Here is a 14,794-nt window from a genome sequence, read left to right as displayed (position 1 = left end):
TAACTCCCATGATTATCGTAACTGGCGGTGCCGGTTTCATCGGCAGCAACATCGTAAAGGCGCTGAATGATAACGGACACCGGGATATCCTGGTGGTCGACAACCTGAAGGATGGCACCAAGTTCGTCAATCTGGTCGATCTGGACATCGCCGACTACATGGATAAAGAAGACTTCATTGCCAGTATCGTTGCCGGTGACGATTTGGGTGATATCGACGCCATCTTCCATGAAGGAGCCTGTTCATCCACCACCGAGTGGGACGGCAAGTACATGATGGATAACAACTATCAGTACTCCAAAGAAGTGCTGCACTACTGTCTGGAGCGCGGTATCCCGTTCCTGTACGCCTCTTCCGCCGCCACCTACGGCGGTCGCACCGACAATTTTGTGGAAGACCGCCAGTACGAACAACCGCTCAACGTCTACGGTTACTCCAAATTCCTGTTCGACCAATATGTGCGCGACATTCTGCCGCAGGCCGACTCGCAGATTTGCGGCTTCCGCTACTTTAACGTCTACGGGCCGCGCGAAAGCCACAAAGGCAGCATGGCCAGCGTCGCGTTCCACCTGAACAATCAGATCAATCAGGGCGAAAACCCGAAATTGTTCGCTGGCAGCGAAAACTTCAAACGTGACTTCATCTACGTCGGTGACGTCGCCGCCGTCAATCTGTGGTTCTGGCAGCACAACGTTTCCGGCATTTTCAACTGCGGTACCGGCCACGCCGAATCCTTCCAGGCGGTGGCAGACGCCGTGTTGGCCTGGCACAACAAAGACCAGGTGGAATACATCCCCTTCCCGGAAAAACTGAAAGGCCGTTATCAGGCCTACACGCAAGCAGACCTGACCAACCTGCGCGCGGCGGGTTACGACAAACAGTTCAAAACCGTAGCGGAAGGGGTCGCCGACTATATGGCCTGGCTGAACCGTAAAGCCTGACTCACTTTGCCGTAAGGAAACACGAACGGTATGAAAATTCTGGTTATCGGTCCTTCCTGGGTGGGCGATATGATGATGTCGCACAGCCTTTACCGAACCCTGAAGGCCGAACACCCGGACGCCATCATTGACGTGATGGCACCGGCCTGGTGTCGTCCGTTGCTGGCACGCATGCCCGAAGTGCGTCAGGCACTGTCCATGCCACTCGGCCACGGCATGCTAGCGCTCGGCGAGCGGCGACGACTGGGCGTTTCACTGCGTGAGCAGCAATACGATCGCGCCTATGTGCTGCCTAACTCCTTCAAATCAGCCTTGGTACCTTTTTTTGCCGCTATCCCACACCGCACCGGCTGGCGTGGTGAAATGCGCTACGGTTTGCTGAACGACCTGCGGCTACTGGACAAAGCAGCGTACCCCTTAATGGTGCAACGTTATGTCGCGCTAGCCTATGACCGGCAACGTGTCCACAGCGCGGCTGATTTACCACAGCCTTTATTGTGGCCTCAGCTTACCGTGGACGACGCGGAAATCGCCGATATCGCCGCCGCATTTAATCTTACCGATGCCCGACCGATTATCGGTTTCTGCCCTGGCGCCGAGTTCGGCCCGGCCAAACGCTGGCCGCATTACCATTACGGCTCACTGGCGCAATCGCTTATTGATCAAGGCTATCAGGTGGTGCTATTCGGTTCGAAAAACGACCATCAGGCTGGGGACGATATCCGGCAAACCCTCAGTGATGACGCGAAAGACCACTGCCTTAATCTGGCCGGACAGACCACGTTAGATCAAGCCGTAGTGCTGATCGCCGCCTGTCAGGCGGTTGTCAGTAACGACTCGGGTCTGATGCATGTGGCGGCAGCACTTAACCGTCCGCTGGTCGCACTCTACGGCCCCAGTAGCCCGGATTTTACCCCGCCGTTGTCTCATCAGGCCGACGTTATCCGGCTTATTACCGGTTATCACCGTGTCCGCAAAGGCGATGCCGAACAAGGGTATCACCAGAGTCTCATCGATATTCAGCCACAACAGGTACTGGATGCCCTGTCATGCTATCTGCCCGTCAAAGGGGAGCTCGCATGAGGGTCTTGATCGTCAAAACGTCGTCGATGGGGGATGTGTTGCACACACTGCCTGCCCTGACCGACGCTATGCAGGTCATTCACGGCATCCAGTTTGACTGGGTAGTCGAAGAAGGGTTTGCCCAAATTCCCAGTTGGCATCCGGCGGTTGATCGCGTCATTCCGGTGGCGCTTCGCCGCTGGCGCAAAAGCTGGTTCAGCCGGGAAACCCGTGCAGAGCGCGCGGCGTTTAAAACACAGCTACGAGAAAAACACTACGATGCGGTTATCGATGCACAAGGGTTACTAAAAAGCGCCGTGCTGGTGACCCGCCTGGCTTACGGCAATAAGCACGGTCTGGACTGGAAAAGCGCCCGCGAGCCGCTGGCCAGTTGGTTTTATCAATATCGGCACCCGATCGCCAGACAGCAACATGCGGTAGAGCGTATACGGGAGCTGTTTTCCTTCAGCCTGAACTACCGCAAGCCCACAGAACAAGGCGATTATGCGATTGCCGCACGCTTCTTGTCGGCACAGCCTGCCGACAGCCAATCGTATCTGGTTTTTCTGCATGCCACGACGCGAGACGAAAAACACTGGCCGGAGGCGCACTGGCGCAAGCTGATAGCGCTAGCGGAAGCACGTGGATTACGCATTAAATTACCCTGGGGGGCGGAACACGAACACCAGCGGGCACAACGGCTGGCGGCTGGATTTTCTCACGTCGAGGTTCTGCCGCGATTGAGTCTGGAACAGGTCGCAGGCGTGTTAGCTGGTGCGAAGGCCGTTGTCTCGGTCGATACCGGGCTCAGCCATCTTGCCGCTGCGCTGGACCGGCCCAACATCACGCTCTATGGGCCAACCGATCCGGGATTGATTGGTGGCTACGGCCAAAACCAGCATGTCTGCCGTCCGGCGAATAGCCGCAATCTGGCCGATCTCCAGGCGGCCGATGTGTGGCAACACTGTGCTTCTTTATTGACTGAATAAGGCGGTTTTACTGTGACCTCACCGCACAAGGTTGAACTCCGGCGAATCCTGATTACCAAATTCCGCCATCATGGCGATGTTCTGCTGACATCACCGCTATTTTCCATTCTGCGCCAGCGCTACCCGGACGCCCAAATCGACGCGCTGGTGTTTGCTGATACGGCGGAAATGCTGTCGTTGCATCCGGCTATCGACCACCTTTATACCGTCGACAAGAAATGGAAAAAACTGGGTGTGTTCGGCCATCTGGCAAAAGAGTGGGCGTTGCTGAAAACGCTGCGGGCGCAACGTTATGACACCATCATCCACCTTACCGAAAGTATGCGTGGCTTATGGATAGCCCGTTTCGCAGGCATTCCACTGGGCGTCACCTTTCGCAATAGCGCACGCGATAAACTGTCATTTTGGAAAAAGACGTTCCAGCACCGCGTACCGCGAATTTCGCGCCGCCACACCGTCGAATCCCATCTGGACACACTGCGGGTACTGGGGATTCAGCCAGAACTGGAAGAGCGACGGTTGCAACTGGTTGCCGGTGATGCGGCCGATCAGGCGGTAGACCAGAAACTACGGGATCAACAGTGGCAGGGGCAGCCGTTTATCGTGGTGCACCCGACATCCCGTTGGCTGTTCAAATGCTGGAAAAGCAGCGCGATGGCGCAGGCCATCAATACCCTGTGCGAACGCGGGCACACCGTCGTCCTCAGCGCCTCACCGGCGGAAAGCGAGATGGCGATGATTGCCGATATCAAGTCGCAACTGACCCACCCGGTACTGGATCTCGCCGGTCAGTTAACGCTCAAACAACTGTCGAGTCTTATCGGCAAAGCACAACTGTTGCTGGGTGTAGACTCCGTACCGATGCATATCGCATCTGCGATGCAAACCCCCGTAGTAGCGCTGTTTGGCCCCAGCGGAGAAACCGAATGGGCACCCTGGATGACCATCAACCGGGTGATCGTGTCTGACCGCCACCCTTGCCGCCCTTGTGGTAAAGACGGGTGCGGTGGCAGCAAGGTGAGCGACTGTCTGCAACAGATCAGCGTCCAACAGGTGCTACTGGCGGTTGATTCAGCATTACTGGAGGCACAAGCATGAAACTGGCCATCGTGCGGCAGAAATACCGTCCTGACGGTGGAGCGGAACGCTTCGTTTCCAGAGCGCTCGATGCGCTCAGCAATCATCGATCGTTGGATGTCAGCGTGATTACCCGTAGCTGGGAAGGTGCTGAGCAGGTCAACCGCAATGTCATCATCTGTAACCCACGTATTACCGGCCGGATTCAACGTGAAAGTGCCTTTGCACAGGCAGCCCAACAACATTTCGCCGGGTTCGATCTGGTGCAGAGCCATGAACGGATCCCAGGCTGCCATATTTATCGTGCTGGCGATGGCGTCCATCAAGTCTGGCTGACACAGCGTTCACGGGTGCTTAACCCGTTGCAACGGCGGCTGTTATGGTGGTCTGGTTTTCATCGTTACGTGATGGCGCAAGAACAGGCGATGTATCAGCATCCCTCGCTCAAGGCCGTGATCTGCAACTCGCAGATGGTTGCAGATGAAATTCGCCACCACTTTGGTGTGCCTGCCGACAAAATTCATCTGATTTATAACGGGGTGGATACCAGTACGTTTACTCCCGAGCTGCGCAACACTTACCGGCAGACTCTGCGCCAGCAACTGGGTGTGGCAAACGATGCGCCAGTAATGCTATTTGTCGGTTCCGGCTTCGAACGCAAAGGGCTGGCAGGCGCTATCCATGCGATAAGCGAGGTTCCCCAACATCCGCACCTGATTGTAGTGGGGAAAGATAAGCACAGTCGCCGTTATCAGAAACTGGCGCACCGGCTAGGTGTCGCCGGGCAGGTGCATTTCGTCGGTATGCAGCCAGATACCCGTCCTTATTATGGCGCAGCGGACATGTTACTGTTGCCCACGCTGTATGATCCGTTCCCCAACGTGGTGCTGGAAGCCATGGCCAGTGGACTGGGTGTGATTACATCACAACAGTGTGGCGGCAAAGAATTCATCCAGTCAGGCGTGAATGGATTCGTCTGTGATTCGCTAGATTACGAGGGGTTACGTCAGTCGGTACGGCTGGCGTGTGAAACGGGATTTGATGGTTTCGGCGAGCAGGCCAGAGCGAAAGTGGAACGCTATGATCTGCGCTTTCTGAGCGACAACATGCTCAGCCTTTATGAACAGTTGATTTAATGGCGGTGTGGCAGGCGCACCAGCGATGCGCCTGCCACACGTTGTCAGTTTTAGATAAAACGCTGATTATCGTAACGATACTGACTAAGCCATAGCGCAAAACAGAACATACTCAGGTTGGCGTGTTCATGGTGGAACGTGGTATTCACCAGACCCACCACCAGCGTCACCACCAATGCTGAGCACGCAGTACCCCATGTCAACCAGGAGACCGGCGACGCATGTCTCTTCGGTACATAGCGCACCAGCGTCACCCCCATGGCACCAAACAGACCAAAGATCCAGAAGGCTCCCCAGATACCGTTCTCTGTCAATACGTTGATAAAGATATTATGGGCGTGGGAAACGTGCGTGAACAGCGGCTTATCCGGCCATTTGTTGATATCGATTTTCTTGAAGTTTTCCTTCCCGATGCCAAACAAAGGGTGCTGTTTGATGACATCAAACGCTGAACTCCAGATAACGTCGCGATAACTCAGTACGTTATCAGTAGCCTCATTTTGCTCCTGCTTCACCACCACACGCGCGTTACTGAGAACGGCGACGGCAATTAACCCGGCAATAAAAACCGCAGGCAACAGCAGGAATTTTTTACTTTTTTTGGCAAAACCCACACCCAATATCAGCACCACGACAAGAACCGCACCGAATGTAGCGCGGCTCTCACCGAATGCCACATAAACCAGAGACAATGCCAGCATCACAATCCACATCAATCTCTTACCCGCAGTCAGCGCCGTCCAGTAGCTGAACAAAAACGCTAGCGCCATCCCACAAATAATGGCGTTATAGATAGCGGCATGGTTGACGTGGCCGACCGAGTTGAGCGTCCAGTACTGCTCGCTACCGGTGTAAAAATGCGCCCACGCCCCATAAATCAATCCCACAAACGTGCCCATCATGGCCCAGAACACCAGACCGATTTTCTGCTTCTCGTTAAAGCTGGCGCGATAAATCACCCAGCCAAACAAACTGTAACGGGCAACATCAGTCAGCGAGCCGATATCCGTGTGGTAGGCAGCGAAGGGCAGTCCCACCAGGAACGAGAGCATGTAGAGAGCAAAAAACAGATCCCATCCTGACCATGTGCGCGTTTGCTTATTCATCACCGCCTGGACAATGACCCACAGCAACAACAACGCCATGGCGATATTCTTGGGCGCTTCAGCCAACGGGTTAACAAAGATAGCCAGTGCGCTGAGAAAATACAGGCCTTGATTATCGGTACGTCGGGTGCTAAACGATAACTGAGTTGTCATTGAATCTTTCTCAACAAATGGATAAAAGCCGTCTGAATTTCAGAAAGGGTAATGTGTTGCATGCACGCTGACTGTCCATTACAAAACTGCTGGCAGTTCGCTTCATTCCTGTTACACCGCTCAAGCCAGGGTAATTCGCGACCAAACAGGGTGTGTTGATCACGACAGGAAATGGGGTGAAAACCGACGTTGATAATCGGGTTATTGCGCCAGAAATGGCCGGGGCCAAACGCAATCGGATTACCTGGGCCATAGAGTGTCATCGTCGGGGTATCAACCCATTTCGCCAGATGTGCCACACCGGTATCAGCACAGATAAGCGCTTTCGCCCCTGCCAGCAACGCCAGCAATTGCGACAACGATAACTCGCCGACGAAACTACGATAACGCCGGGTTGGGTCAATCGAATCAACGATATGTCGCTCGTTGCCACCACCGCTCCATACTGGGGTATAGCCTTGTGCCGCCAGCCAGTCAGCCAGCGCCAGCCACTGTTCCGGTGACCAGAAACGCACCGGATTACTGGCCCCGACATGCAACACAACAAAAGGCGAGGCAGGCGGCGGGAAATCATACGCTGGAGCGGCCCAACGCTGAGGAAAAGGCAATTCGCCGTCCGCCAGCGTCGCTACCGCATCACCCCACGCCATCGGTTCGTCTGGATAGTCGCGGTATTCATTGACCGGCCAGCTCTTAGCGTTATGCAGAGCGGGACGATGGGCTATTATCCAACGACTCCCCGCAGCCAAAGCTAGCCAGCTGTAGCGGTTATCACCCGGGATCAACGCCAGATCATAAGGCCCGCTGTTAACAATCGCCGCGACCGAGGCTGCCGACGCCGGTTGATATGGCATGGGTACCACACCATAGGGGTTCAGGCGATAAACCTCGACAAACGCCGGTTTGCACAACAGCACAATCTCTGCCTGTGGATAATGACGACGTAATTTGGCCAGCAACGGCGTTAGCATCACCGTATCGCCCAGCAACAGATTATGGGCGATCAGGATGCGCTTCACCGTCGACGGTGGTCGTCGCCAGGGCTTTTTCAACAACGCCAACAAGGCACGCGGAAAAATCCGCAACCGGGCAGAGAATTTACTCATGGACGTGCCGAGCGCAAACTATTGCGAAAAATCGTCGTCATTTTGTCGAGCATAATGTCTGCGCCGAACTGCTCGGATGCACGCTTGAGCGCCGCTTCGCTAAACCGGGCACGCAATACGTCGTCGCCCATCAGTTGTCGCAGTTTTTGCTCCAGCAGTGCAGTATTTTTCGGCTCGATCAAGTACCCGGTCTGCTCGTTCACTACCGCTTCGTCAATCGCGCCAACGTTGGTCGACACCACCGGCAAACCACACGCCATCGCCTGCATGATACTCTGTGGTACACCTTCATTACCGTAAGAAGGCAGCACAAACAGGTTCATGCTGTTCAGACAATCCGGTACATCGTCACGGTTACCCAGGAAAATAACGCTGTCAGCCAGCCCCATCGCCACAACCTGCTGTTCCAGAGCCTGACGCTGCGGCCCATCGCCCACCATCAGCAATTGCCAGTCGGGGAAATCCTTCGTCAACGTCTGCCAGGCTTCCAGCAGATAGGTATGCCCTTTCCAGGAACGCATGGTCGCCAGAATCCCCAGCGTCGGCCGGTCCGGTACCGCAATGGTCTTACGGGCAGTCTGCCGGTCAGATTGACGATAAAAATTCAGGTCGATACCGGTCGGTACCGACGTCATGTGCGACAACGGGTAACGGTTATCCCGGTGCAGTTGCTGACGCAACCGCTCACCGGTGGTGGCGATATGGCGGGTAGCCGTCATATACAACCAGCGGGTGGTCAGCGAGCGGTTGATGTCGGTAGAAACATGGCGGGTACGCACCATCGGCGGCACCCGTTTTCTCAGTATCACGCTTGCCGCCGCCACCAGCCAGGCATCGGTGGAACTGTGGGTATTGATAATATCAAACGCGCCACCATACTGACGCAACCAGCCCACCAGCGCCATCAACGACGATAGCCGTTTTTTCTCAATCGGTAGCCCGACAACGGCAATGCCGCGCGCTTGCGCTTCGCGATAAATAGTCGAGTGCGGGCAACACAGAATGGTGACCTTGTGGCCACGCTTCATCATTCCCTGAGATTCCGTAAGAATACGAATTTCCTGCCCGCCCCAGCCACAAGAGGACTCGGTATGTAATATATTTAAAGATGTGTCTAACATCTTTTATACCTATATCAGATAAGCCTTAAATCATAAACCGCCTATAATACATGAAGGTTAGCGAAGAATCCTGTACAAAATGCCTTCTTTATAGCGTACAGAGAGGATTTATTTAAGATAGAAACCACGAAACGGAATGCCGCCAGGCTGTTCAACTTCCTGCCATTTTTCGATAACGACGCGTCGTTTATCCATACCAGACGCACATAAATGGAAATAAACCATCACAATAAAAACATTATTTTCTACGCTCCCAAATCAACGTGAAAATACATAAAACTGCAAAATAAAAATCAGAAATAATATTTATTCACTCCGATTTTATATTTTATTTTTTTATCGTATTTACTCGGTCTTACCCCTCTCACCTAATGAATAATCTTTTTTATCATCAAGCAGTAACCCAGTCCGTAACGATACAAATTCCAACGCTAATTCCTGATTTTCTGGCACAAAGGAGTACACCGACCATGCCCGGTTAAAATGATAGATTTAGCCGCTATAAATATATAGAATTCGCTATCGCCGACTCTAATACCGATGATTATGTTACAAACGCTGTACACCTTTTTGTTTTACATGATCCAGCCGCTTATCTGGCTGCGTCTATGGCTCCGGGGTCGCAAAATCCCCGCTTACCGCAAACGCTGGGGGGAACGCTACGGCTTCTACCAGAGTCAGGTAAAACCCGAAGGCATACTGTTGCACTCCGTTTCTGTTGGAGAAACCTTAGCAGCAGTACCGTTGGTTCGCGCCTTACGCCATCGCTACCCGTCATTACCAATTACCGTCACCACCATGACGCCGACGGGTTCCGAGCGCGCATTGTCCGCATTCGGCAAAGATGTTTACCACGTTTACCTGCCTTACGACCTGCCCGGTGCGATGTCGCGCTTTCTTGATCATGTCAAACCGCGCCTGGTCATCATCATGGAAACCGAGCTGTGGCCGAACATGATAACCGCGCTTCACCAGCGTGAGATCCCGCTTATCATCGCCAACGCGCGCCTGTCAGAACGCTCCGCTAACGGTTATCGCAAACTCGGCCGCTTTATGCGCACACTGCTGCGCCGTATTACCCTCATTGCGGTACAAAATGAAGAAGACGGCGAGCGCTTTATCAATCTGGGTCTGAAGCGCTCACAGTTGAATGTGACCGGTAGCCTGAAATTCGATATCTCTGTCACACCAGAACTGGCCGCCCGCGCCGTCACGTTGCGTCGTCAGTGGGCACCGCAGCGTCCGGTGTGGATAGCCGCCAGTACTCACGAAGGCGAAGAAAAGATTATCGTCGACGCGCATACTGAATTACTGAAAACCTTTCCCACGCTATTGCTGATCCTGGTGCCGCGTCACCCTGACCGCTTTGACGATGCCAAAGCCATCGTCCGTAAGGCTGGTCTGGAATATACCCTGCGTAGCGCTGGCACTGTTCCCCCGGCGTCATCACACGTGGTGATTGGCGATACTATGGGTGAATTGATGCTACTGTACGGTATTGCCGACCTGGCGTTTGTCGGAGGCAGCCTGATTGAACGAGGTGGGCATAACCCGCTGGAGCCTGCTGCACACGCTATACCGGTGCTGATGGGGCCGCATACGTTCAACTTCAAGGATATCTGTGCCCGCTTACAGCAATCCGATGGGTTGATCACCGTGCGGGATACCGCTTCACTGGTGGAACAGGTCACCACTCTGCTGTCGGATGACGACTATCGCCGTTACCACGGCCACCACGCGGTAGACGTACTGCATAAAAATCAGGGCGCTCTGCAAAGCCTGTTGACCCTGCTGGAGCCCTATCTGCCGCCGCGGAGCCAGTAATGAGCCGAAAACGTCTGTCCGTCGTTCTGATAAGCCATAATGCAGCGGAACTGCTGCCTGACTGTCTGGCGTCGGTGGCCTGGGCTGATGAAATTATTGTGCTGGACTCCGGTAGCAGTGACGACACGCTGGATATCGCCCGTCGCCATGGCGCACAGGTCTATCAGAACACCGACTGGCCCGGCTTTGGCAAACAGCGCCAACTGGCGCAGCAGTATGCCAGCGGCGATTACATCTTCATGATTGATACCGACGAACGGGTCACTCCAGCGCTACGGCATTCCATCGAAGCGGTGCTCGAATCCCCGCAGAGCGATGTCGTCTACCGTTGCGCCCGTCGAAACCTGTTTCTGGGGCGTTTCATGCGTCACAGCGGCTGGTATCCCGATGAGGTCATCCGTCTCTATCCCAGGCACTACCACTACAACAACAATGCCGTGCATGAATCCCTTGATCATGGCTCAGCCCGGGTGGTCTCTCTGGACGGGGATCTGAAGCACCTCACCTGCCGCGACTTGTTCAGCTTTCAGAAAAAACAGCTCGCTTACGCGCAAAGCTGGGCCAACGAGCGTTTCCTTCAGGGCAAACGCTGCGGTTTCACCGCGATCGTATTGCACACCCTTGGCGCTTTCATCAAAACCTGGTTATTGCGCGCCGGCTTCCTCGACGGAAAACAAGGGTGGCTACTGGCTATCGTGAATGCGCAGTACACGTTTAACAAATATACTGGACTATGGGCTTTAAATAACCGGCGGGAGACTCGCCAGGAGCACCTGCACCATGAAGACTAGAGCTATCTACCCCGGTACATTTGACCCGATGACCAACGGCCATCTGGATCTCCTGACACGTGCAACCAGCATGTTTGACCACCTGATTCTGGCAATTGCCTCCAGCCCCAGCAAAAACACGCTGTTTACACTGGAAGAACGTGTCGCGCTGGCGAAAGAAGCCACACGACATCTGCCGAATGTCGAAGTCGAGGGGTTTACCGACCTGATGGCCACATTCGCCCGGCAGCGGAAAGCGACCATTCTGGTCAGGGGGCTGCGCGCCGTTTCTGATTTTGAATACGAGCTGCAATTAGCCAAAATGAACCACCACCTGATGCCGACCCTGGAAAGCGTATTCCTGATGCCATCAGAGCAGTGGTCTTTCATTTCATCATCGCTGGTTAAAGAAGTCGCTCGTCATGGCGGCGATGTGTCGCACTTTTTACCGCCCCCTATCGCTGCCGCGTTGCAGGAAAAATTAGCCTAAAGACAGCACGTCCTGTCTGCTAAAGCCACCGACATCAAGCGGGAACAGCCGTTTCCTAACGCTGGCACCGCTTGCAAAAGAAGGTGCTGCGCTGTCCCTGCTTAATGCTGTCGATCAATGTGCCGCAGTGATGGCAAGGCTTGCCATTGCGGCCATAGACCTGCAACTCCTGCGCGAAGTAACCCGGTTTGCCATCAGACTGTAGGAAATCACGCAACGTGGTCCCACCCTGTTCAATGGAGCGCTGCAATACCTGCTTGATGGACTGCACCAACTGATGCGCCTCTTGCTGCGACAGGGAACCGGCAGGCCGCTCCGGCAGAATACCGGCATTAAACAGTGACTCACTGGCATAGATGTTACCAACCCCCACCACCAGTTTGTTATCCATAATCCACAGCTTGATTGGCGTTTTACGGCCATGGCAGCGGCTAAACAGATAATCACCTGAAAAGTCATCGCTCAATGGTTCCGGCCCCAAATGCGCCAGCACAGAACTGTTTGCCAGATCGTCACACCATAACCAGGCACCGAAACGACGTGGATCGGTATAACGCAGCACTTTGCCGCTATCCATCACCAAATCGACATGGTCATGCTTATCCGGCTCACTGTATTCGGGCAACACGCGTAGACTACCGGACATACCCAAATGGATGATGATCCACCCCGTCGGTAGCTCAAGCAGCAGATATTTAGCGCGCCGTTGCACACTCAGCACCGGCGTATCGCTCAGCGACAGAATTTCAGGGGATACAGGCCAGCGCAGACGCGCGTTGCGCACCTCAGCATACAAAATGGTACGGCCGACCAGCCAGGGCGAAATGCCCCGACGACTGGTTTCCACCTCGGGTAATTCAGGCATATATCCTCCTGAGCGCTATCTTGCTGAAGTCACGGGTAACTTGAGTTTTATTGAAGCGATAAAAAAACCCGGCCGAAGCCGGGTTTTTCAGATCCACTAAAATTACTTGATTTTAGCTTCTTTGTAGAGAACGTGCTGACGGACAACTGGATCGAACTTTTTCAGTTCCAGTTTTTCCGGCTTAGTACGCTTGTTCTTCGTAGTGGTATAGTAGTGACCAGTACCAGCAGAAGAAACCAGCTTGATCTTCTCGCGAACACCTTTAGCCATGATTCAGTTCCTTAATACTTTTCACCACGGGCACGCAGATCGGCCAGAACCGCTTCGATACCCTTTTTATCGATAACACGCATACCTTTAGCAGATACGCGCAGCGTTACAAAACGCTTCTCACCTTCAACCCAAAAACGATGGGAATGCAGGTTTGGCAGAAAACGGCGTTTAGTCGCATTCATTGCGTGGGAACGGTTATTACCGGTCACCGGACGCTTGCCAGTAACTTGGCAGACTCGGGACATGTCTATTCTCCAAAAATCAAATCAGCTCGAGCTTCGTATAGGGTGTTGGCCGCCTCGTCAGGCTCTAGAGCCCATCTCAGCAACTTCACTGAAAAGACTCTGTCATCAGGATAAACCTGCTGAGATAGGCTCTTAACGCCACACCCAAGATTCTCAAAGGTGGCGTAGTATACGCTCTGAAGCGTATGCGCTCAAGTCCCGAACAACTAAAGATCCCCCAGGATCGCGGAAATATCTCTTAAAGCCACCCGCGCTCGGCAAAAGAAACGTACTCGCCACGCCCGATTACCAGATGATCAAGCACCCGAATCTCCATTAACTGGCAGGCTTGTACGATTTTTTCGGTAATGGAACGATCGGCCTGACTGGGCTCTGCCCGTCCGGAAGGATGATTGTGCGCCAGAATCAGTGCAGCGGCATTGACTTTGAGCGCTTCGCGCACGATTTCACGCGGATGCACTTCCACACGGCTTATCGTGCCCGCGAACATCTCCTGGTGACAAATCACCCGATGCTGATTATCCAGAAACATGACCAAAAAAACTTCCCGCTCCTGATGAGCCAGCAGCAATTGCAGATACTGTTGCGTGACGTCCGGATTCAGCATGGCATCCTCTCGCGCCAGATGCGAAGAAAACAACCGGCGGGCCAGTTCCGCCACCGCCTGCAATTGGGCATATTTGGAAATGCCGACCCCTCGCACCGCATTAAACGCCGCCCAATCAGCCGTCATCAACCGATACAACGAACCAAACTGCGCTAACAGACTCTGCGCCAGTTCCATCACGTGCATCCCTTCCACTCCCGTGCGCAAAAAAATCGCCAGCAGCTCGGCATCACTGAGCGCCTCTACGCCAAGGGACATCAATTTCTCACGTGGTGCGCCACCGTCATTCCATGTCATAGCCACTCCTTTTCAGAATGGCCCCATCATCCCACGTGGGAAATCGGCTCTCGATAACCGTATTGCACCAGTGCGGTAACGCTCGCAATGATTTCTGCAAGCAGAAGAAAACCTCATAAACCAGATACCGCTCACGCTATTGCGTCACACGGCAGTGATAAAAGTGACTGACGCATCATCGTGACACCTCACACAGGAGTATCTTTTTTGATGAAGAGCCAATTGCTTAGCAAAGCCTGTCTATTACTCGTCACCTTATCCATCACCCCACTTTATGCACAGCAGCCGTTGGATAACGCGGCTAAAAACGCACTCCAGACGGCGCTGTACCATGAATATCACACCGAAGCGCTCTATGCCGCGGCCATCGAGAAGTTTGGTCAGGTTGCCCCTTTTAATAACATCATGCGGGCTGAGCAGAATCACGCCCATGCGTTAGCGCAGCTGATGCAAAATCATGGTATGTCCGTGCCGCCCAACACATTATCCGGCAGTACAGAAATGAAGAACACGCTGCCAGCGACGTTGAAGGAAGCCTGCAAAATGGGGGTTGATGCAGAAATCGCTAATCAGGTGTTATATGACAAAACACTACTGCCTGCCGTCAGTTCACATCAGGACATCACATTAGTTTTCCAGCGGCTGCGCGATGCTTCCCAGCAGAATCACCTGCCTGCATTTAAACAGTGCCAATAACGCTCGTTACGTCTGTGCCACGCCCCTCTTTGTGAG

Annotated in this window: 16 protein-coding genes; 9 read left to right on the top strand and 7 right to left on the bottom strand. The window is 53.8% G+C overall.

Annotation, left to right across the window (positions count from 1 at the left end; all coding sequences use genetic code 11):
* Positions 1–8: 8 nt before the first annotated feature.
* The 5 genes from rfaD to DD586_RS00800 are packed head-to-tail and all read left to right on the top strand — an operon-like array spanning position 9 to position 5,205.
* The gene (gene rfaD / locus DD586_RS00820; protein ID WP_012882914.1) at positions 9–941 is read left to right on the top strand and encodes an ADP-glyceromanno-heptose 6-epimerase; all 933 of its coding nucleotides are present in this window, start codon (positions 9–11) and stop codon (positions 939–941) included.
* Positions 942–971: 30 nt separating this feature from the next.
* Positions 972–2,024: an ADP-heptose--LPS heptosyltransferase RfaF gene (gene rfaF, locus DD586_RS00815; protein WP_012882913.1), complete on the top strand. Its 1,053-nt coding sequence runs from the start codon at positions 972–974 to the stop codon at positions 2,022–2,024.
* The gene (gene rfaC, locus DD586_RS00810; RefSeq protein ID WP_012882912.1) at positions 2,021–2,992 is read left to right on the top strand and encodes a lipopolysaccharide heptosyltransferase RfaC; all 972 of its coding nucleotides are present in this window, start codon (positions 2,021–2,023) and stop codon (positions 2,990–2,992) included. Before rfaF ends, rfaC begins: the two co-directional genes overlap by 4 nt.
* 12 nt (positions 2,993–3,004) lie before the next feature.
* The gene (rfaQ, locus tag DD586_RS00805) at positions 3,005–4,090 is read left to right on the top strand and encodes a putative lipopolysaccharide heptosyltransferase III (protein ID WP_012882911.1); all 1,086 of its coding nucleotides are present in this window, start codon (positions 3,005–3,007) and stop codon (positions 4,088–4,090) included.
* Positions 4,087–5,205: a glycosyltransferase family 4 protein gene (locus DD586_RS00800; RefSeq protein WP_012882910.1), complete on the top strand. Its 1,119-nt coding sequence runs from the start codon at positions 4,087–4,089 to the stop codon at positions 5,203–5,205. The genes rfaQ and DD586_RS00800 overlap by 4 nt, the downstream gene beginning before the upstream one ends.
* Before the next feature lie 50 nt (positions 5,206–5,255).
* Here DD586_RS00800 and DD586_RS00795 read toward each other — a convergent pair whose 3' ends face one another.
* The 3 genes from DD586_RS00795 to DD586_RS00785 are packed head-to-tail and all read right to left on the bottom strand — an operon-like array spanning position 5,256 to position 8,691.
* On the bottom strand, positions 5,256–6,464 hold the full coding sequence (locus tag DD586_RS00795) for an O-antigen ligase family protein (RefSeq protein WP_012882909.1): 1,209 nt from the start codon (positions 6,462–6,464) through the stop codon (positions 5,256–5,258).
* On the bottom strand, positions 6,461–7,570 hold the full coding sequence (locus tag DD586_RS00790) for an ADP-heptose--LPS heptosyltransferase (RefSeq protein ID WP_012882908.1): 1,110 nt from the start codon (positions 7,568–7,570) through the stop codon (positions 6,461–6,463). Before DD586_RS00790 ends, DD586_RS00795 begins: the two co-directional genes overlap by 4 nt.
* Positions 7,567–8,691: a glycosyltransferase family 4 protein gene (locus DD586_RS00785; protein ID WP_012882907.1), complete on the bottom strand. Its 1,125-nt coding sequence runs from the start codon at positions 8,689–8,691 to the stop codon at positions 7,567–7,569. The genes DD586_RS00790 and DD586_RS00785 overlap by 4 nt, the downstream gene beginning before the upstream one ends.
* A gap of 546 nt (positions 8,692–9,237) precedes the next feature.
* Between DD586_RS00785 and waaA the strand changes: the two genes are divergently transcribed.
* From waaA to coaD, 3 genes are read left to right on the top strand one after another with little or no spacing between them, the layout of a single operon-like run.
* The gene (gene waaA / locus DD586_RS00780) at positions 9,238–10,515 is read left to right on the top strand and encodes a lipid IV(A) 3-deoxy-D-manno-octulosonic acid transferase (protein WP_041164225.1); all 1,278 of its coding nucleotides are present in this window, start codon (positions 9,238–9,240) and stop codon (positions 10,513–10,515) included.
* Entirely contained in the window at positions 10,515–11,306 is a 792-nt protein-coding gene (locus tag DD586_RS00775) for a glycosyltransferase family 2 protein (RefSeq protein ID WP_012882905.1), read from the top strand. The genes waaA and DD586_RS00775 overlap by 1 nt, the downstream gene beginning before the upstream one ends.
* Positions 11,296–11,775 carry a pantetheine-phosphate adenylyltransferase gene (coaD, locus tag DD586_RS00770; protein WP_012882904.1) on the top strand — a complete coding sequence of 160 codons (480 nt, stop codon included), beginning with the start codon at positions 11,296–11,298 and terminating at the stop codon, positions 11,773–11,775. The genes DD586_RS00775 and coaD overlap by 11 nt, the downstream gene beginning before the upstream one ends.
* Before the next feature lie 55 nt (positions 11,776–11,830).
* Here the strand turns inward: coaD and mutM are convergent, their stop codons facing one another.
* From mutM to radC, 4 genes are all read right to left on the bottom strand, one after another.
* Positions 11,831–12,640 (bottom strand): bifunctional DNA-formamidopyrimidine glycosylase/DNA-(apurinic or apyrimidinic site) lyase, encoded by an 810-nt coding sequence (gene mutM, locus DD586_RS00765; protein WP_012882903.1) that lies wholly within the window; start codon positions 12,638–12,640, stop codon positions 11,831–11,833.
* A gap of 102 nt (positions 12,641–12,742) precedes the next feature.
* Complete coding sequence (gene rpmG, locus DD586_RS00760; RefSeq protein WP_012882902.1) at positions 12,743–12,910, bottom strand: 50S ribosomal protein L33; 168 nt, start codon at positions 12,908–12,910, stop codon at positions 12,743–12,745.
* Between the two features lie 11 nt (positions 12,911–12,921).
* A complete protein-coding gene (gene rpmB, locus DD586_RS00755) occupies positions 12,922–13,158 on the bottom strand; it encodes a 50S ribosomal protein L28 (protein WP_012763801.1) in 237 nt (78 codons plus the stop codon).
* Positions 13,159–13,396: 238 nt separating this feature from the next.
* A complete protein-coding gene (gene radC / locus DD586_RS00750) occupies positions 13,397–14,062 on the bottom strand; it encodes a RadC family protein (RefSeq protein ID WP_012882901.1) in 666 nt (221 codons plus the stop codon).
* A gap of 210 nt (positions 14,063–14,272) precedes the next feature.
* On the opposite strand from radC, the gene DD586_RS00745 reads away from it, so the two are divergent.
* Positions 14,273–14,758 (top strand): ferritin-like domain-containing protein, encoded by a 486-nt coding sequence (locus DD586_RS00745; protein ID WP_012882900.1) that lies wholly within the window; start codon positions 14,273–14,275, stop codon positions 14,756–14,758.
* Positions 14,759–14,794: the final 36 nt, after the last annotated feature.

The sequence above is a fragment of the Dickeya parazeae Ech586 genome (assembly GCF_000025065.1).
Lineage (GTDB): Bacteria > Pseudomonadota > Gammaproteobacteria > Enterobacterales > Enterobacteriaceae > Dickeya > Dickeya zeae.
The sequence above is the reverse complement of the archived record's forward strand: the minus strand, read 5'-3'. Positions and strand labels throughout refer to the sequence as shown.